This is a genomic window from Bacillus sp. GMa5/1 (assembly GCF_050172015.1).
Classification (GTDB): Bacteria; Bacillota; Bacilli; order Bacillales; family Bacillaceae_G; genus Bacillus_A; species Bacillus_A cereus.
Genome location: NZ_JBNLYC010000086.1, coordinates 1 through 18,727, shown reverse-complemented (window position 1 = coordinate 18,727; position 18,727 = coordinate 1). Strand labels below are relative to the sequence as shown.

Below are 18,727 nucleotides of genomic sequence, written 5' to 3'. Positions count from 1 at the left end.
CTAAAAAACTAATTATGTTCTGCATTATGATACTCATGGTTGTAATTGCAGGATGTAGTAAAGAAGAGAAAAAAGAAAATAATATATCAGCGAAAGCAAAAGATTCATATACGGTAAAGCATGCAATGGGTGAAACGACAGTAAATGGTACACCTAAAAAAGTTGTTGTTTTAACAAATGAAGGCGCAGAGGCTCTCCTAGCTGTGGGCGTAACGCCAGTGGGGACTACGAAACCACGTGCTGGTGATGAATGGTATCCTCATTTAGCGAAAGAGTTAAAAAACACGGAAGTTGTAGGAACTGAACGTGATATTAATTTAGAGGCTGTAATGAAGCTTAAGCCAGATTTAATTATCGGAAATAAAATGCGTCATGAAAAAATATATGATCAGCTAAAAGAAATCGCACCAACTGTTTATGCAGAAACATTACGCGGTGATTGGAAAGAAAACTTTACACTTTATACAAAAGCTGTAAATAAAGAAAAAGAAGGGCAAAAAGCTCTTGATGATTATAAAAAACGCATTGAAGGAATGAAAGAGAAGTTAGGCGATAAATTGAATTCTAAAGTTTCTATTATTCGTTTCGTGCCAGGTGATGTTCGTATTTATCAAAAAAACTCATTCTCGGGTGTTGTTTTAAATGATATTGGATTTAAACGACCACCATTACAAGATAAAGATGATTTTGCGATAAAAGGAATTACAAAAGAGCAGATTCCAAATATGGACGGAGACTACTTATTCTATTTCACGTCTGATAAAGATGCAGATAAGAATAATGAAGGAAATTCGTTAGCGAAGGAATGGACAGAAGATCCACTCTTTAAGCAACTACAGGCTTCTAAAAATAATAAAGTATTCCAAGTAGATGAAGTGATTTGGAATACAGCAGGTGGTATTGTAGCTGCAAATCTTATGTTAGATGATATTGAAAAATATTTTCTGAAGTAAATGAATAGTCGAGTGCATCCCTTTAAATAAGTGATGCACTTTTTTGTTTGTTAAAATACAGAAAATTCCTTCTTTTGAGTGTAGATAAGTTGTACAATTAAAACAATCATGTGATAAAGGAGTGGGGAAGAATGAAAGCTACTCATAAAGATTGGATTTTATTTAACGGAAGAATTGTAAATACGAAGGAAGAACAGCCGATGATTCCATTAGAGGAGAGAGGCTTTCAATTTGGTGATGGTATATACGAGGTATTCAGACTATATGACGGGAAGCCACATTTATTAGATTTACATTTAGAACGATTCTTTAACTCTATGGCAGAAATAAAACTAATTCCACCATTTACGAAGGAAGAATTAGTAGAAGAGTTATATCAAATGATTGAAAAAAATCAGTTTCAAGAAGATGGGAATGTATATTTACAAATATCAAGAGGTACACAACCGCGCAATCATGTATATGAATCAGATTTACAACCGACATATTTTGCAAATCTTGTTTCGTTCCCAAGACCAGTTGCTTCAATGGAGGCAGGGATTAAGGTGACAGTAGAAGAGGACATCAGGTGGAAGTTTTGCCATATAAAATCTTTAAATTTGCTTCCTAATATCATGATCAAAAACAAAATAAATGAACAAGGGTATCAAGAAGCAATATTAGTACGAGATGGTATTGTGACCGAAGGGTGTCATTCCAATTTCTTTATCGTGAAGAATAATAAGTTGATTACACATCCAGCGGATTATTTCATTTTACATGGTATTACACGTCACTACGTAATTACATTAGCGAAAGAGTTACATATCGATGTAGAGGAACGAGAGTTTTCATTACAAGAAGTATATGACGCTGAGGAGTGCTTTTTTACAGCGACGCCACTTGAAATATTCCCAGTCGTTCAAATTGGTGATGAACAGTTCGGGGCTGGTGAAAGAGGACCAATTACGAAAAAACTACAAGCTGCATACGAAGAGAGTATTCGTTTGTTTAAAGTGACAAATTAATCATGAAGAAAAAAGCTGGTATTCTTCCGGCTTTTTTTCATGATATAATTCAAGCATAGGACAAGTTTTGAAAACGCTGTAAAAAGGGGATTTAATATATGAATTATGAAGATTTTAAAGAAGTAATTCACGGAAGACGAAGTGTTAGAAAGTTTACAGATCAAGAAGTATCTACTAATGATATAAAAGAAATAATTGATTGTGCTCGTTACGCACCGAGTGATACGAATTCACAAACGTGGGAATTCTTAGTTATCATGAATCGAGAGAAGATTAAAGAAATTGAACAAATGACATGGGATGCATTACATAAACTTGCGGCAAAAGCAGCAGAAAATGGAGAAGAGAAAGCAGGGAAATTACTTACACGTTCTTTCGGACCATATGCAACAGCTTTCTCGGAGGCACCAGTATTAATTGTATGTTTGGCAACACCATATGAATCAAAGTTCCGTGAAAAGATATTTGATCCAATTGCTTTTGTTCCAGATTCCGTTTGGGAAGAAGAAGGCATTAAGAGTAGCTGTTTAGCGGCACAAAACTTAATGTTAGCTGCACATGCAAAGGGACTTGGTACTTGTCCAATGACAGGGCCAGTATTGCTAGCTCAAGATGAACTGCGCCAATATTTACAAATTGCGCCTGAAAAACAAATAAATATGGTTATTTCACTCGGATTTCCGAAAGATAAACCGAAGAAACTTCCAAGAAAAGAAGTAGATGAGATTACAACGTTTGTTTTTTAATTGCTGTATAGAAAAGACATTGAACTAACAATGTCTTTTTATTTTTGAGGGTATGTAATTCATATGTTGGGCTAAAATGATAGATAAGAGGGAATTACTATTTATTTCATAAAAAAAATTAATGTTCTATTAAGGAAAGTATGATACATTAATCGTGAGCAAGATTCTATTTGTTCATGAAAGTGTTGAAAGTAGTCTCAAAATTTAAAAGTTATTTTTGTATAATAAATTATAATGAAGTTACAGGGGGGATGAATTTTGAAAAAATTCATAATCACTGGATTGTCTGTATTGTTATTAGTTGGTTGCGGTGCTCCACAGGAAAAAGAGGACGCGCAATCAAAACAGGAAGAACAAGTTGTAAACGCAAGTGATGAGAATATGGTTGTATTTCCTGAAGGAGCAATGTCAATTGGAGAAGGGAAAGTAAAAGTTATTACTCCAGATGGTACTTCTGAAAACGGCAATATACCGACTGTATTCATCAAAAAGGATACGTTAATTCAGCAAGTTGAATTAGAACTTTCTAATTTTCAAAGTGATAAAGAAACATTCGTATTTGTAGATCAAATGTATACAGATAAACATCAAGTAACTAGTACAACGCAGACAACAGTGCAGTTAAAAGAAAAAACGCTGGAAACAGGTAGTCATACAATTACTGCAGTTCAGTATGAAAACAATGACCCGAAAGGAAAGGTTATTAGTTTTAATCAAGCAACATTTGAGACAAAACCTGCGTCTTAATATGAATAAAAAGTACATTACTCAAAAAGTAGTGTGCTTTTTTGTTTGGACTAGAGTGTGCAAGAGTGAATAACTTATTTCATTTTCTAATACGATTAAATAGGAAGTAATCACTTGTTACTACTATGACAGAGAAAGAGGTTGAAGATGTGAATCGGTGTATTCGTATCGTCTTGATTAGTATGATGATGGCAGTATTTTGGTTTACGATACAAGAGATGATTCAAGCTACGCTCAATTATCAAATTCATGACTTATCAATAGGAGCTATTTGTTTTACCATTGTTTATCTATTATATCCCGCACTAACGGGCAGTAAGACCTTACCTTAAAACTCGGTATAGGTGAGGAGATTAGGTGGGAGATCAACTGCCTGTAAATGCACGATTGATGAGGGCTGATAATCATTGGAGATGAACAAACTCTCCAATGATTAAAGTTTCACTTTATGATAAACTCGGATTAAGGTGAGTTTTGCAAGAAAAATGTAGGTATTTCATTTGAAATGTCGAATAGTACATACGATGTCGTAATAACAAATTTTCTATTGTTTACTGTGAAACAGGAGAAGGAGAGATAGTAATGAAACGAGCTCTTATAAATATTGATTATACATATGATTTTGTAGCTGAGAAAGGCGCTTTAACATGCGGGAAACCAGGACAGGAAATTGAGAAGGAAATTGTACATATAACGAAGCAATATATTGAAAATGGAGATTACGTTGTCTTTGCTATTGATAGACATGAAGAAAATGATGTATATCATCCAGAATCAAAGTTATTCCCGCCTCATAATATAGCTGGTACAAGTGGAAGAGATTTGTTTGGTGAATTACAAGATGTGTACGAAACATATAAAAATGCAGAGAATGTATATTACATGGATAAAACACGGTATAGTGCATTTGCAGGAACAGACTTAGAGATGAGGTTAAGAGAAAGAGGAATTGAAGAGGTTCATCTTGTAGGGGTATGTACTGATATTTGTGTTCTTCATACAGCAGTAGATGCTTATAATAAAGGGTTTAAAATTGTAGTTTTTGAAAAGGCGGTTGCATCTTTTAATGCACAAGGGCATGAATATGCACTTGGACATTTTAAGTCATGCCTACATGCAGAAGTGAAGTGAAAAAAGAGGCCTTTAAAAAAGGTCTCTTTTATTTGTCCTTGTTCATTGAAAACAGCTACCGCAACGCCTAATAAATTGAGTGGTCTTGATCCGACAACTTCTCTAATTTCTTCGATATACCCCATTGTAGGTAACCTCATTAAGGAAAAATAAGAGCATATAAACTATTCGTTATTATATAAATATATTCCTCTTTATAAATGTAAGAGATGTCAAATATCTCATGTGTTTTATTTGGTAAAATATACATCAAAAAAGGTCAAACAAAAACTTTGACCTTTTTTGACCAAATGTTATAATAAAGGCAGAAAGAGATAATCTTTCATTCATAAATAATAAGGAGGAAAAAATATGCGTAATTTATTTCCAGAGATAACAAAACGTCAAAATGGTATTTTTGATTTTGGGCCTTCTTTATTAGAAGGGATGACAGATGCTTTCTTTAAGCCACTGAACATGGATACTTTTAAAGTAGATGTTCATGAGCAATCTGATAAATATACTGTGAAAGCAGATTTACCAGGTTTTCAAAAAGAAAACATTCAAGTTGATTTTGAACAAGATGTATTAACGATTCAAGCAACTAATCATAATGAAGTAGAAGAAAAAAATGAGAATGGCACATATATTCGTAAAGAACGTTCTATAGGTTCTGTAACTCGACGCTTTAGTTTTAAACAAGTTGAGGAAGAAAATGTTAGAGCAAATTATAAAGATGGCGTACTGACAATTGAATTGCCAAAATTGAAAGAAGAAAAAAGTAGTAAGACAACAATTAATATCGAATAAAAGAGCTGATAAATTCAGCTCTTTTTTTACGTAGTTAATGAATAAATGAGTTGAAATCGTAATGAGATGAATAAAGTTTTAACGTATAAAAAAATTTCACGATTTGCTCCCCCTTAGGTTATTAAAAAGGGTATATTTAAAGGGAAAGGAAAAAGAACAGCTAGACATACTGTTTAAAGTGAATTAGTAATAGAGTCAAAATACATAGTAAGGGTAGCGGCATTTTAGATTAGGATAATAGACTTTTCTGGAACAAACTTAGGCGATTATGAATTTTTTAATTAGTAAGGAAGTGGTTAAATGAGCTTATTAACGTATACGGAAGAATTTTTTAATTATGTAAGAGAGTTTTTACTTTTAAGATTTTTACTATTTGCTTTAGTTTTAATCATTATTTCTTTTGTAATAAACCGTATTATTGATTGGTTTTTTAGGAAATCAAGCTTTTTTGATGAAGAGGTAGAGCAGACAATTCAAAGTGTAATTCGATCTATTTTTAGATATATCATTATCATCAGTCTTATCATATATTTAATTAGCCAATTTGTAGATATAAAAAGTATTATTGCAGGTGCAGGGATAGCTGGAGTTGTCATCGGTTTTGCTGCACAACAGATGCTAAAAGATGTTATATTAGGCTTTGCAAGATTAGCGGACAAAGAGTTTCGGGTTGGTGATTTTGTAACTTTTAACGGAACAAATTCAGGAACTATTGAAGAGATTAGTATTCGTTTTATGCAAATTCGTGAATGGTCAGGAAAACTACTTACCATCCCGCACGGAGAGATTAGAACGATACAAAATTTTAATAAAGGATGGATGCGTGTAATTGAACGCATCACGGTAAGTTATCAGGAAGATCCAACAAGAGTGAAGGAATTGTTAGAAGAAGTATGTGTTATATGCAATGAAAAATTGAATCAAACTCTTTATAGAGTAGAGGATGAGGCTGTTGAACCATTTAAATACGTCGGTGTTACAGACTTAAATCCTAACTTGAAATATGTTGGCTATGAATTTTGTATTACAGGTTTAATAAAGCCAGAAGATTATTTTGAAACTTCTAGACAAGTAAGATTTGAATTAATGTCTATGTTCCATAAAAATCAAGTGCAAATGCCAGCAGCGAATATGGTTGTTACTACTGAAGGTTTACAGCATATCCATGGTGGACAATCTTTATCGGACAACTAAAGTAGAATCGTTTGTTAACAAAAATTCTGCTTCCAACATTGGATAGAATAACAATAATAAAATGATTGATATAAAGAAAGGGCTGAAGGAATTCGGTTCTTTTTTTATTTATAGAATTTAGAAATTTCTTAATGTTATAATTGTAGTTGGTGATGAGAATGAACTTTGAAGAAAAAGAGATGCGTCGTTTAGAAGCATTAAAAGAAATTGCTGAATTATTAAATGAAGCAACAAACTTACAGGATATGTTAGAAAAAGTGTTGCATACATTGTTACAAGTAATGAATTTACAAACAGGGTGGATATTCTTTATTGATGAAAGTGGAAAGCACAGCATGCTTGTAGACGAAAATTTACCAGAGGCTCTTACGTGGCAAAAGAAGAAGCCGATGTGTGAAGGAAACTGTTGGTGTGTAGAACGTTTTGTAAATGGGAGATTGGAAAAAGCGACTAATATTATTGAATGTAAGCGAATAGAAGATGCAATTGAATGTAATTGGGGAGAGACAGAAGATGTTACACATCATGCGACTATTCCGCTTAGGTCTGGATTAGAAAAATTTGGTCTACTAAATGTGGCTGCACCTCATAAAACTTATTTTTCAGAGGAAGAGTTAGCGTTATTAGAATCAATTGCATTTCAAATTGGAACGACAATACAACGTATTCAATTAGTTGAGAAAGAACGTAAATATGTAGTGGTAGCGGAAAGAAATCGACTTGCACGTGATTTACATGATTCAGTAAAACAATTGTTATTTTCTATTATGCTAACAGCGAAAGGTACTCTGAATATGACGCAAGATAGAGAATTGCAAGAGATGTTAAGTTATATTGGAGAATTATCACAAGAAGCATTACAAGAGATGACGCTATTAATTTGGCAATTAAGACCTGAAGGATTAGAGAAAGGATTAGCGGAAGCAATTCAAAATTACGGGAAGTTATTAGGAGTTCAAGTGGAAGTTCGAATTGATGGGATGGTTTCAATTGGGGATGAAATAGAAGAAGTTTTATGGCGTATTAGCCAAGAGGCGCTACATAATTGTAAAAAGCATGCTTCGTGTGAAAAGGTACATGTTCTTTTAAAAATAGAAAATAACCAGTTACATTTTTACATAGAAGATAATGGAATAGGATTTATACAAAAACAAGTAAGGGAATCAGCACTTGGTCTGAAAAGTATGAAGGAACGTATTCAGTTAATGAAGGGATCGTTTCAAATTATAACGGAGCTGAAAAAGGGTACAAAAATAGAAATTCAATTGCCGATTTGAAGGGGAGAATAAGGTTGAAGATTAAACTGCTACTAGTTGAGGATCATCATATCGTTCGAAGAGGACTTGTATTCTTTTTGAAAACGAGAGAAGAATTTGAAATTATTGGGGAAGCGGAAAATGGCGAAGAGGCATTACATTTCGTGCAAAAAGAAAAACCAGATGTCGTGCTAATGGATGTATCGATGCCGAAAATGGATGGAATTGAGGCAACAAAACGTCTAAAGCAATACGATGAGACGATAAAGGTACTTATATTAAGTAGTTTTTCAGAGCAAGATTATGTTATACCAGCACTTGAAGCTGGAGCAGATGGTTATCAATTAAAAGAAGTACAACCTGAGCAACTTGTCGCTTCTATTATTGCAGTACATCAAGGAAATGCGAATTTTCACCCGAAAGTAACACCTGCATTAATGGGGCGTTCTGCAGTAAAGAAGGAAGTAGAAAATCCTTTTTCAATGTTAACGAAAAGAGAGCAAGAGGTACTTCGCGAAATTGCGAAAGGAAGAAGCAACAAGGAGATTGCAGCAGAACTTCATATTACAGAACAAACTGTGAAAACACACGTTTCAAACGTTTTAGCTAAATTGGAAGTGGATGATCGTACGCAAGCCGCATTATACGCAGTGAAACATGGAGAGAATTATTCATAAGCATGAATAATTCTGTTATATCGTATGACAGAATACATAGGAGCAATTAAAAATTATAGTAATCCCTAATATAGGTTTTTCTTCTTTCGATAATTAGGTACAATAAAGTGAAACTCTAATCAGTGGAGGACCATCCCCACTGATGATTAGTTCAACTAATCGGTTTTTACAGGATAAAGCTACGATGGAAGGGGAGGATATGCTATGCCTGGTACAAGAAGTGGGATTGGAAAGATTCAGGCTTCGTTAAATGGTTTATCACCGAAATTGCGAAGTATTGCCGAACATATTTTGAAACATCCACAAGATGTTGTACATAAATCTATTACAGAATTAGCTGAAGTTACGAATAGTTCCGAAGCTACGATATTCCGCTTATGTAAAAACCTTGGTTTGCAAGGTTTTCAAGATTTAAAGATTACATTAGCTCGTGAAATTGTACATACACCGATGCAAAATATCCATGAAGAGGTATCAGCAGAAGATAGTATGGTAACTGTTGCTAAAAAAGTTTTTCATTCGCATATTACAGGACTGCAAGATACTTTACATTTGCTTAATGAAACGGCACTTGAGCAGGCTGTACGAGCCTTACAAGAAGCAAGTCGAATTGAGTTTTATGGAAATGGTGGCTCTGGTATTATTGCAATGGATGCGTATCATAAGTTTATGAGAACGGGTATTTCTTGTATCGCTCATACTGATTCGCATTTTCAAATTATGGGGGCAGGTTTACTCTCGGAAAATTCAGTTGTTATTGGTATTTCTCATTCTGGTAGCAATAAAGGATTACTTGAAGCGTTAGAAGTAGCGAAAGCAAGAGGAGCCAAAATTATTGCGATTACGAGCTATAAGAAATCAGCATTAAGTCAACTTGCTGATATAACGTTATATACATCAACACGTGAGACTGAATTCCGCACAGAAGCAAGTTCATCAAGATTAGCACAGTTAAGCTTATTAGATACTTTGTATGTAGGGTTGTCGTTGCAGCGACAAGAGGAAACTCTAAAAAATTTACAAAGTATACGTGAAACGATTTCGATGAAGCGAATATAAAAAAAGCTCTTCAAATGAAGAGCTTTCAGACTGTAGACAAACTATTTTTGGAGAGTTCAAATGCTAAAAATAGTTTGTTTCTTATTTTAGGGATAATTTATCCAATGGAATTTATATGTAGTGCTTTCTATACTACAATTTACTATAAGTGAGGAAGGTGTCTTATGAAAATATCCGTTTATGTTGCAAGTGCATTTAGCAAGGATCATAAAGGCGGAAATAAAGCAGGAGTGGTATTTATTGAGAATACATTGACCACTACTCAAAAAATGGAAATAGCCAAACAACTGGGCTATGCGGAAACCGCATTTATATCAGAATCTGAACTTGCTGATTATAAATTTGAGTATTTTACACCAAAAGAAGAAGTTGATTTATGTGGTCATGCGACAATTGGCTCTTTCGCGATACTAATGCATTTAAATAAACTTTTCAGGAATCGCTATACGATTGAAACGAACAGCGGTGTTCTTACTATTACTATAAAAGATGACATCATATTCATGGAACAAAATAAACCGATATTCTATGATGTTGTATCTCCAAACGAGTTCATCGACTGTTTTGATAGTAAAGATATAGAAAATAAATACCCAATTCAAATTGTCTCCACGGGCTTAAAAGATATTTTAATTCCTATAAAAAGCGAAACACAATTACATGCACTGCAACCTAATTTTGAAAAAATTAAAGAAATCAGCAAGTATTATAATGTTGTCGGGATGCATCTATATACTTTTAATGACAATCGAATTATATGCAGAAATTTTGCTCCGCTATACGACATCAATGAAGAAGCAGCGACTGGAACTTCGAACGGTGCATTAGCTTGCTACCTTTATGAACAGGACTACTTGAAAAAAGAAGTCTATGTATTTGAACAAGGTTATTCTTTACACTCGCCTTCTGAAATATTAGTTAAATTAGCAACCAATAGCAAAAATAAAATAGAAAAAGTTTATGTTGGTGGCAAAGGATATTACTGTGAAACTAAGTGTTTACATGTAGAAAATATTGAGTGAAGAGCTTTTTTATCGGTGAGAAGTTTGTTAATTTATTTTGTTTTAGAAATATGTGACTTACTTATAGTCAATGATAAACTCTCATTTTTAAAAATTTAAAATAAAGACCGATTTGTGTAATAATTCAAATATTGTTCATAATTTCACAAGTTGTTTATGAAGTGTCATGTTATGATGAAGATGTAATGATGATTGAACACTTAAATTTGGTAGAATAACTAGCCAAAGTAGTGAAGAAAGTAGTTGTGAGATAAACTCATTAAAATGCTAAAACACTAAAGGGGAGATCACATATGAAAGCAGTAGTGGTTAATAAAAACAGCAAAGCAAACATCGAAGTGATTGACAAAGAATTACGTCCGTTACACTCAGGTGAAGCGTTAGTAGATGTAGAGTATTGTGGAGTTTGCCACACTGATTTACACGTTGCGAATCATGATTTTGGTAACACTGATGGCCGTATTCTTGGTCATGAGGGTGTAGGTATTGTTACGAAAATAGCTGATGATGTTACTTCACTAAAGATAGGTGACCGTGTAAGTATTGCATGGATGTTCCAATCTTGTGGACGTTGTGAATATTGCGTAACTGGTAGAGAAACATTTTGCCGTGAAGTTAAAAACGCTGGTTATTCAGTGGATGGTGGTATGGCTGAACAATGTATCGTTACAGCTGATTATGCGGTAAAAGTACCAGAAGGATTAGATCCTGCTCAAGCATCATCAATTACTTGTGCTGGTGTAACTACATATAAAGCTATTAAAGTATCAGATATTAAACCTAGTCAACCTATTGTAATCTATGGCTGCGGTGGATTAGGTAACTTAGCTATCCAATATGCTAAAAATGTATTTGGTGCAAAGGTAATCGCAGTAGATATTAATGACGACAAATTAGCCTTAGCGAAAGAAGTTGGTGCTGATATGACTATCAATCCAATTTCTCAAGGTCCTGCTGATAAAATTGTGCAAGAGGAGTTTGGTGGCGCTTATGCTGCGGTAGTAACAGCAGTCTCTAAAGTAGCCTTTAACTCAGCAGTTGATGCAGTACGTGCTTGCGGTAAAGTAGTTGCAGTAGGGCTACCAGTAGAAACAATGGACTTAAACATCCCACGACTTGTACTGGATGGAATTGAAGTAGTTGGTTCTCTAGTTGGTACTCGTAAAGATTTGGAAGAGGCGTTTATGTTCGGGGCAGAAGGAAAAGTAGTGCCGGTTGTTCAAACTTGTTCTCTAGATAAAGTACAAAATGTATTCGAAGAAATGGAACAAGGTAGAATTCAAGGGCGTATGGTAATTGATTTTAAAAAACATAATTGTGATTGCAAATAATTCACTTTAAATATAAAAAGCATGAGTCTAGCAAAGGACATGTAAAAAAGTTAGACAGCATAAGAAGATGATCCCTGTATTTAATAGGAATCATCTTCTTTATTTTCTATAATATCAATGCCAATTAATACTTGATTAATGAGAAATGATTAAAGGTTTACTTTATTTGCAAACGAAAAGGAATCTTTATGTTTAACGAATTTTTTATGATCTGGAACGTTTTGAATTGCTACAATTTGCGAATCTCTTGCTTTCAGTGCATCTTGAATCCCGATGGTCATAAGCTTAATAAATAGAATCGTAATAAAGAATGAAGCGAGAGTATAAAAAATAATCCACCATGAAAGATTCATTTCATTACGATTTAATCCAATAAGACCTGCCCAATCATTAGATAGAGAAACAGGTTTGAGCACTCCGTCATAGAGTTCACGCATTTGTATGCCGCCAATTACAATGTTAAGCAACGCTAAATGGATAACGAGTATGAGTGTTTGGACGATATGTTCCATAAATAATACAAATAAGCGGTCAAGTAATAAGACTCGTAAGTGTTTTTTTATAATATGAAAACGACTAGCCCCCAGTAATTGTGAACTTAAGATGTAATCTTGTTTCATAAATTCATCAACTTCTGAGGATATGTATAAAGAAAGTGTAGGCAGAGCGACGAAAATAAGTACGAGTACTTGATAAAACGTAAATGAAATATTTGGATCTACCCCATCAGCATTTGATGTGATTATAATATTAACGGGCGTGATGAGTATGAATGCGATAAATAGAGTTGGAATATAATAAAAAACTTCTGAGCATGACTGGAAAAATCTCTTGAGTTTTGGAGCAAATAAACTTAAGAGGATTCCTATACATGTTCCGCATAAAATTCGAAAGAAGCTAATTGCCATGGCCAATAAAATAGTGAATTTTGCTCCTTCTACAATTTGTAAGAAAACAGACTCTCCAAAACGATCAGATCCAAAAGGTGGAATTAACGATGGCGGAAAGGGGGCCTTTCCAAGTAATTCGTTATTGTCATTGTAAAGTAACTGAGGAGGTTTTGGGATGTTATCTTTAAAGAACCAACTATAAATAAAACTAGCTGAAATAAGTATGAATAGATAAGTAAAGCCGATTAAAAAGCGTTTTGATTTCCAAATAGATTTCATAATGATACTCCTTTCAATTGCTTTTTCCATCTATTCATCATGAATGAGACTATTTGGAAAATGGCGTAAAATGGTAAAACAATCATAACAAGTGTGATAAATGCAGCTGGAGGTGAAACAAACGCCTTATTAAATAAAAATTGAATAATGCCTTCCATATTAAAAACAAATTCTAAAATGAATAAATTAGAAAGTAAGAAAACAAAAATCGTTTTTAAATGGTGGAAGAAGTGGATAGATATATTTTTGAATAAATGAATGCATAGTATATAACTTGATGAAAGGCCTTTTCCATATGCAACCTCTACGTAATGTTTTCCTTGCTCTTCTTTTATGTATAACACCATCATCCGAAACATTTGTAATGTAGGTAAGACAGCTAATGATAAAATAGGGAGTAAATAAGCTCGATTTTCATTAAAAGAAATAATAGTGACAGGAGATTCCCCAAATTTCTGAAGTACCCATATGAAAAATATTTGCAAACAAATCATCATCATCATATCAGGGACAGCTTCTAATATGAACACAATTCGGTTTATCCATTTTTTTATATAATCTTTTGCTAAAAAATAAAAAAATGCCATGCTAGATGATAAAAAGAGAGCAAGAAAAAAGGCTAAAAATAATATAGTAAATGAATATAGGTAAGGTTCTAAAACAGTTGGAAATAATGGTGTTTTTTTGAAATGGCCAAGCTTCGGGTCTGATCCTATAATCACTAATGATTCAGGGGAAAAAACCTGTTTTAACATAGTAACGGTCTGATTAAAAAAATAAATTGGTTGAAAGGTAAATCCTTGTTGAGTGATAAATAAATAAGGTAAATTTAATAATAGTAAGAGTGATAAAAGAATTGATGAAAGCTTAATTGTGAATTGAGATATTTTATTTAACATTAAATCCCTCCGACATCTTTTTACAACATTATACAATAAATTTCGTGTTATTGTTTTTATTTTTCTGAAAAATAAAAATACTTTTCGGTTTTATAGTATGCAAGATATATTTACAAGATAAAAAAGTGATAGTAGGGGGGCCACGCTCTATGTTTATCAAGATAAAAGACTAGTGAACCTAAAACAATAAATAAGAGCAAAATGCACAGAATTCTCATTCTGCGGTTAGTTACTTTTCTTGGCTTGATGGTGATGTTACGTGACCGCTAAAAATGAATATTGCTTTTCAACTCTTTCTTCAAGCAAATAAGTAGAACGTATGGAGGACTATGTATGTGTTGTTAATGAGAGGAAAGAGTGTATTGCGTAACGAATATAACGTAATTTTACCCCATGGAAAAGCTAAATGTAGTATATAAGTGAAATGGAATGAGGGGATTTATTTTTTGATATGAAAAAAATTTTCTTTTTATAACTTGATAAATGAAAAAATATTTTATATACTAATTCATGTAAACGGTTTACTAAATCGTATTTTGCTAGAAATGAAGGGAAGATTCGCATGGAAACAAGGGGGAGAGTAATCGGGATTGATATCGGTACCACAAGTACAAAAACGGTTGTGTTCACAGAAAAAGGAAAAGTCATTGCATCACATGCAATCGATTACCCAATTATTCAACCGAATGTAGGATGGGCTGAGCAAGATCCTGATGTAATATGTGCCGCTGTATACAAAAGTGTAAGCGTTGCCATTGAAAAAGGTAATGTATTACCAGAAGATATTTCTTCAATCGGTATTAGTACAGCTATGCACGCATTAATTGCAGTAGATGAAAATGGTGCGCCATTAACGCGTTCTATCATTTGGGCAGATAATCGAAGTACGAAGCAATCAGAAAAATTATTACAACAAATGAATGGGCATGAAATTTATAGACGTACAGGTACACCGATTCATCCGATGTCACCACTTTCTAAATTGTTATGGATGAAAGAAGAGGAACCAGAGTTATATACAAGTGCCTATAAATTCATTTCCATTAAAGAGTATGTGATTTACCAATTATTTTCACGCTACGTAGTTGATTATTCGATTGCTTCTGCTACGGGGTTATTTAATTTAGAAACATTAAACTGGGATAAAGATGTTTTAACTATGTTACATATGTCACCAGAAAAATTATCAACCCCTGTACCAACTACATATATTTTATCAGGTATGAAGCCAGAATTAGCACAGAAGATGGGGATAAGTGCAGAAACACCAATTGTCATCGGAGCAAGTGATGGGGTTCTTGCAAATGTAGGAGTTGGTGCGATATCACCGGGTGCGGCTGCAATTACGATTGGAACGAGTGGTGCGGTTCGAACAATCTCATCAAATATAAATACAGATGAGAAAGGGAGAACGTTTTGTTACGCATTAACAGATGAGCACTGGGTAATCGGTGGTCCAACGAATAACGGCGGAATATTACTGAGATGGTTACGTGATGAATTTGGTAGTCCAGAGCAAGAAGTAGCAAGAAAGCTCGGCATTGATCCTTATGATTTATTAATTAAATATGCAGAAAGCGTACCAGCTGGAGCGGATGGGCTATTGTTCTTACCTTTCTTATCTGGAGAACGCGCACCTTACTGGAATGCAAATGCTCGTGGTACATTCTTTGGAATCAATCTTCAGCATAAGCGAGAACATTTTATACGTGCAGTGATGGAAGGTGTTTGTATGAGTGTATATTCAGTAGCACTCGCAATCAGGGATTGTACAGGGCCACTTACTGAAATACGAGTTTCAGGAGGGTTTGCAAAATCTGCATTTTGGAGACAAATGTTGTCCGATATGATGGGAAAAGAATTGCTTGTACCTGAAAGTCATGAAGCATCTGCGCTTGGGGCAGCGGCAGTTGCTTTGTATGCTGTAGGAAAAATTGATTCTCTTGAAGAGGTAAAGGATTGGATTGATATTGTCCATCATCATGTACCGAATAAAGAAAATACGGCTATATATTTAGAAATGTTTTATATGTATGAACGACTTTACAATCGCTTGAAAGAAGAATTTGATTGTATAGCTGCTTTCCAACGTAAAAAATAGGGGGATTGGGAGAAATGGTAGTTGGGATCGTACTAGCGGCAGTTGTCATACTACTTTTACTTATTACGGTAGTAAAATGGCATCCATTTGTCGCATTAATTTTAACAGCAATTGGTGTAGGATTAGCAATGGGAATGCCTTTAATTGGAACTTCACCAAAAGATCCAGGAATTATTGATTCTATTAAACTAGGACTTGGTAATACGTTAGGATTTTTAGCAATAGTTTTAGCACTAGGAACGATGCTTGGAAAAATGATGGCCGAATCTGGTGGTGCTGAACGTATCGCTAACACATTAATTAATCGTTTTGGGAAGAAACGAGTTCACTGGGCGATGATGTTCGTTGCATTTTTAGTAGGGATTCCGGTATTTTTCCAAGTTGGATTTGTACTATTAATTCCGTTAGTATTTACAATTGCATTAGAAACAGGGGTATCACTTATTACAATCGGTATCCCGCTAGTAGCAGGACTATCCGTTGTGCACGGACTAGTGCCGCCGCATCCAGCGGCAATGGCGGCAGTTGGTATTTTTAAAGCAGATGTAGGGAAGACAATTTTATATGCATTAATTGTCGGACTTCCAACTGCAATTATTTCAGGTCCACTTTACGGGAAATGGATTGGTGCTCGTATACATAAGGAAGTACCATTAGATATAGCGGAGCAATTTATTGAAAAAGATAATAAAAAAGAGCTTCCAAGCTTTGGGAATACATTGTTTACAATTTTACTTCCAGTATTTCTTATGCTTGGTGCATCAATAGCAGAAGTTGCATTAAATAAAACGAGTCAACTAGCACAAGTATTACACTTTATTGGAGATCCGATTGTGGCTTTATTAATTGCAACCATTTACTCTTTCTTTAGTCTTGGATATGCAAAAGGTTTCTCAAAAGATAAAGTGTTACAATTTACAAATGATTGCCTTGGACCTATTGCAAACATATTGTTAGTGATTGGTGCAGGCGGAGCATTTAATAAAGTATTATTAGATTCTGGAATTGGAACGACAATTGCAGATATGGCGAAAGAATCACATATTTCACCGATATTATTAGGGTGGGGAATTGCGGCACTTATTCGAATTGCAACTGGATCGGCAACTGTTTCTATGATGACAGCAGCTGGTATTGTTGCGCCGATTGCAGCAAGCACACCAGGTGTAAATGTTGAATTATTAGCACTTGCAACTGGTGCAGGGTCATTAATTTTATCACACGTGAATGATTCAGGATTTTGGATGATTAAAGAGTATTTCGGAATGACTGTGAAAGAAACATTATTAACATGGACTGCAATGGAGACTATATTATCTGTAGTAGCACTTGGGCTAATTTCGATATTAAATATATTTGTATAGAATAGGAGATTGATTAATATGAAACTAGGTTTAATTGGATTAGGAAAAATGGGATTCCCATTAGCTGAACACTTATATGAAGACAAGCATGAAGTAGTTGTATACGATGTAAATCAAGAGCTTGTTGAAAAGGCAGGAAAACTAGGAATTACTGCACGTCATACATTAAAAGAAATGATCGCTGAACTAGAAGCTCCTCGTACAATTTGGGTAATGGTGCCTGCAGGAGAAGTTGTAGAGTCAGTACTAAAAGATGTTTATCCGTTATTAGATGAAGGTGATATCGTTATTGAAGGCGGAAATTCATTCTATAAAGATACGTTACGCCGTGCTGAAGAAGCAAAAAGCTTCGGATTACATTATGTAGATATCGGTACATCAGGCGGTGTAGAAGGAGCTAGATACGGTGCTTGCTTAATGGTTGGTGGAGAAAAAGAAATTTACGACCAATTAGAACCTTTATTTAAAGATTTAGCAGTAGAAAATGGCTATTCTTATGCTGGCCGTGTTGGTAGTGGTCATTTCTTAAAAATGGTTCATAACGGTATTGAGTACGGCATGATGCAAGCAATCGCTGAAGGATTTGAAGTACTAGATAAGAGTGACTTTGATTTCAATTATGAAGATGTTGCAAAAGTATGGGCGAATGGATCAGTTATCCGTGGTTGGTTAATGGACTTAACTGAAAAAGCATTTGCAGAAGATCCGAAACTAGATGGCATTAAAGGTGTAATGAACTCTTCAGGAGAAGGAAAATGGACTGTTGAAACTGCACTTGAACTTCAAGCTGCAGCACCAGTAATCGCTATGTCATTATTTATGCGCTATCGTTCTCAGGAAGATGATACATTCCATGGAAAAGTAGTTTCAGCACTACGTAATCAGTTCGGTGGACATGAAGTTGTGAAAAAATAAGGATGTTATAAAAAAGAAACTTGTGTATAAGCGCAAGTTTCTTTTTTATAGTTTAAGAAACTACTAATTTAAAAATACCAATCAATCATTGTTTTTTTGTCACAAATGACAGCTTCAACGTTCATTGAATGAACAATATATTCTATATTTTCTTCTTTAGCTAATAATAAGGTTGTAAAGGAATCGAATATACTCATAAACGCATACTCATTATCTTCGCCAGTAATAATTAACTCATTATTGCTAATGTCCCAAATATCTAATGGAGTAGTATTATTTACCTCTAATAATCCGTTTGTATCAAGAATTGGTTCAGAGAAATATAAATTTTTTGCACCTTTAGAACCGAGGAGTTTAAGTAATTTAT

19 protein-coding genes and 1 pseudogene are annotated in these 18,727 nt (G+C 34.2%); 16 read left to right on the top strand and 4 right to left on the bottom strand.

Features of this window, described 5'->3' with window-relative positions; translation table 11 throughout:
• From ACQGSG_RS18575 to ACQGSG_RS18550, 6 genes are all read left to right on the top strand, one after another.
• Positions 1-953 (top strand): ABC transporter substrate-binding protein (locus ACQGSG_RS18575; protein WP_426947777.1); only part of this gene is annotated, 953 nt, incomplete at its 5' end.
• Positions 954-1,084: 131 nt separating this feature from the next.
• Positions 1,085-1,960: a D-amino-acid transaminase gene (gene dat, locus ACQGSG_RS18570; RefSeq protein ID WP_044584419.1), complete on the top strand. Its 876-nt coding sequence runs from the start codon at positions 1,085-1,087 to the stop codon at positions 1,958-1,960.
• A gap of 98 nt (positions 1,961-2,058) precedes the next feature.
• Entirely contained in the window at positions 2,059-2,706 is a 648-nt protein-coding gene (locus ACQGSG_RS18565; RefSeq protein ID WP_001105283.1) for a nitroreductase family protein, read from the top strand.
• Between the two features lie 258 nt (positions 2,707-2,964).
• The gene (locus ACQGSG_RS18560) at positions 2,965-3,453 is read left to right on the top strand and encodes a hypothetical protein (protein WP_000713496.1); all 489 of its coding nucleotides are present in this window, start codon (positions 2,965-2,967) and stop codon (positions 3,451-3,453) included.
• Between the two features lie 125 nt (positions 3,454-3,578).
• Positions 3,579-3,785, top strand: a complete 207-nt coding sequence (locus ACQGSG_RS18555; RefSeq protein WP_000136534.1) for a hypothetical protein — start codon at positions 3,579-3,581, stop codon at positions 3,783-3,785.
• Positions 3,786-4,035: 250 nt separating this feature from the next.
• Positions 4,036-4,584, top strand: coding sequence for an isochorismatase family cysteine hydrolase (locus ACQGSG_RS18550; protein ID WP_325842625.1), 549 nt, complete (start codon positions 4,036-4,038; stop codon positions 4,582-4,584).
• A gap of 29 nt (positions 4,585-4,613) precedes the next feature.
• Here ACQGSG_RS18550 and ACQGSG_RS18545 read toward each other — a convergent pair.
• A pseudogene (locus tag ACQGSG_RS18545) lies at positions 4,614-4,709 on the bottom strand (DNA mismatch repair protein MutT); the annotation flags it as partial.
• A 226-nt stretch (positions 4,710-4,935) separates the two neighbouring features.
• Between ACQGSG_RS18545 and ACQGSG_RS18540 the strand changes: the two are divergent.
• From ACQGSG_RS18540 to adhP, 7 genes are all read left to right on the top strand, one after another.
• Complete coding sequence (locus tag ACQGSG_RS18540; protein WP_001245053.1) at positions 4,936-5,373, top strand: Hsp20/alpha crystallin family protein; 438 nt, start codon at positions 4,936-4,938, stop codon at positions 5,371-5,373.
• Positions 5,374-5,673: 300 nt separating this feature from the next.
• Complete coding sequence (locus tag ACQGSG_RS18535) at positions 5,674-6,567, top strand: mechanosensitive ion channel family protein (protein ID WP_000055433.1); 894 nt, start codon at positions 5,674-5,676, stop codon at positions 6,565-6,567.
• A 179-nt stretch (positions 6,568-6,746) separates the two neighbouring features.
• Positions 6,747-7,844, top strand: coding sequence for a two-component system sensor histidine kinase CasK (casK, locus tag ACQGSG_RS18530; RefSeq protein WP_187388493.1), 1,098 nt, complete (start codon positions 6,747-6,749; stop codon positions 7,842-7,844).
• 14 nt (positions 7,845-7,858) lie between these two features.
• On the top strand, positions 7,859-8,500 hold the full coding sequence (gene casR / locus ACQGSG_RS18525; protein WP_000694626.1) for a two-component system response regulator CasR: 642 nt from the start codon (positions 7,859-7,861) through the stop codon (positions 8,498-8,500).
• A gap of 204 nt (positions 8,501-8,704) precedes the next feature.
• Positions 8,705-9,559, top strand: a complete 855-nt coding sequence (locus ACQGSG_RS18520; RefSeq protein ID WP_001119646.1) for a MurR/RpiR family transcriptional regulator — start codon at positions 8,705-8,707, stop codon at positions 9,557-9,559.
• A 164-nt stretch (positions 9,560-9,723) separates the two neighbouring features.
• Positions 9,724-10,581, top strand: coding sequence for a PhzF family phenazine biosynthesis protein (locus tag ACQGSG_RS18515; protein ID WP_044584421.1), 858 nt, complete (start codon positions 9,724-9,726; stop codon positions 10,579-10,581).
• Between the two features lie 293 nt (positions 10,582-10,874).
• Positions 10,875-11,912, top strand: coding sequence for an alcohol dehydrogenase AdhP (adhP, locus tag ACQGSG_RS18510; RefSeq protein WP_000649109.1), 1,038 nt, complete (start codon positions 10,875-10,877; stop codon positions 11,910-11,912).
• A 149-nt stretch (positions 11,913-12,061) separates the two neighbouring features.
• Here the strand turns inward: adhP and ACQGSG_RS18505 are convergent, their stop codons facing one another.
• Both ACQGSG_RS18505 and ACQGSG_RS18500 read right to left on the bottom strand, forming a co-directional pair.
• Positions 12,062-13,081 (bottom strand): ABC transporter permease, encoded by a 1,020-nt coding sequence (locus ACQGSG_RS18505; RefSeq protein ID WP_000836565.1) that lies wholly within the window; start codon positions 13,079-13,081, stop codon positions 12,062-12,064.
• Positions 13,078-13,980 (bottom strand): ABC transporter permease subunit, encoded by a 903-nt coding sequence (locus ACQGSG_RS18500; protein WP_003312013.1) that lies wholly within the window; start codon positions 13,978-13,980, stop codon positions 13,078-13,080. Before ACQGSG_RS18500 ends, ACQGSG_RS18505 begins: the two co-directional genes overlap by 4 nt.
• A gap of 562 nt (positions 13,981-14,542) precedes the next feature.
• Between ACQGSG_RS18500 and gntK the strand changes: the two genes are divergently transcribed.
• Genes gntK through gnd form a run of 3 tightly spaced genes read left to right on the top strand, consistent with a single transcriptional unit; the run spans position 14,543 to position 18,360 of the window.
• The gene (gene gntK / locus ACQGSG_RS18495) at positions 14,543-16,081 is read left to right on the top strand and encodes a gluconokinase (protein ID WP_000450004.1); all 1,539 of its coding nucleotides are present in this window, start codon (positions 14,543-14,545) and stop codon (positions 16,079-16,081) included.
• Positions 16,082-16,095: 14 nt separating this feature from the next.
• Positions 16,096-17,445 (top strand): GntP family permease, encoded by a 1,350-nt coding sequence (locus ACQGSG_RS18490; protein WP_000260202.1) that lies wholly within the window; start codon positions 16,096-16,098, stop codon positions 17,443-17,445.
• An 18-nt stretch (positions 17,446-17,463) separates the two neighbouring features.
• On the top strand, positions 17,464-18,360 hold the full coding sequence (gene gnd, locus ACQGSG_RS18485; protein ID WP_098207633.1) for a phosphogluconate dehydrogenase (NAD(+)-dependent, decarboxylating): 897 nt from the start codon (positions 17,464-17,466) through the stop codon (positions 18,358-18,360).
• 68 nt (positions 18,361-18,428) lie between these two features.
• Here the strand turns inward: gnd and ACQGSG_RS18480 are convergent.
• The coding region (locus ACQGSG_RS18480; RefSeq protein WP_426947772.1) for a DUF2711 family protein at positions 18,429-18,727 on the bottom strand (299 nt) is incomplete at its 5' end.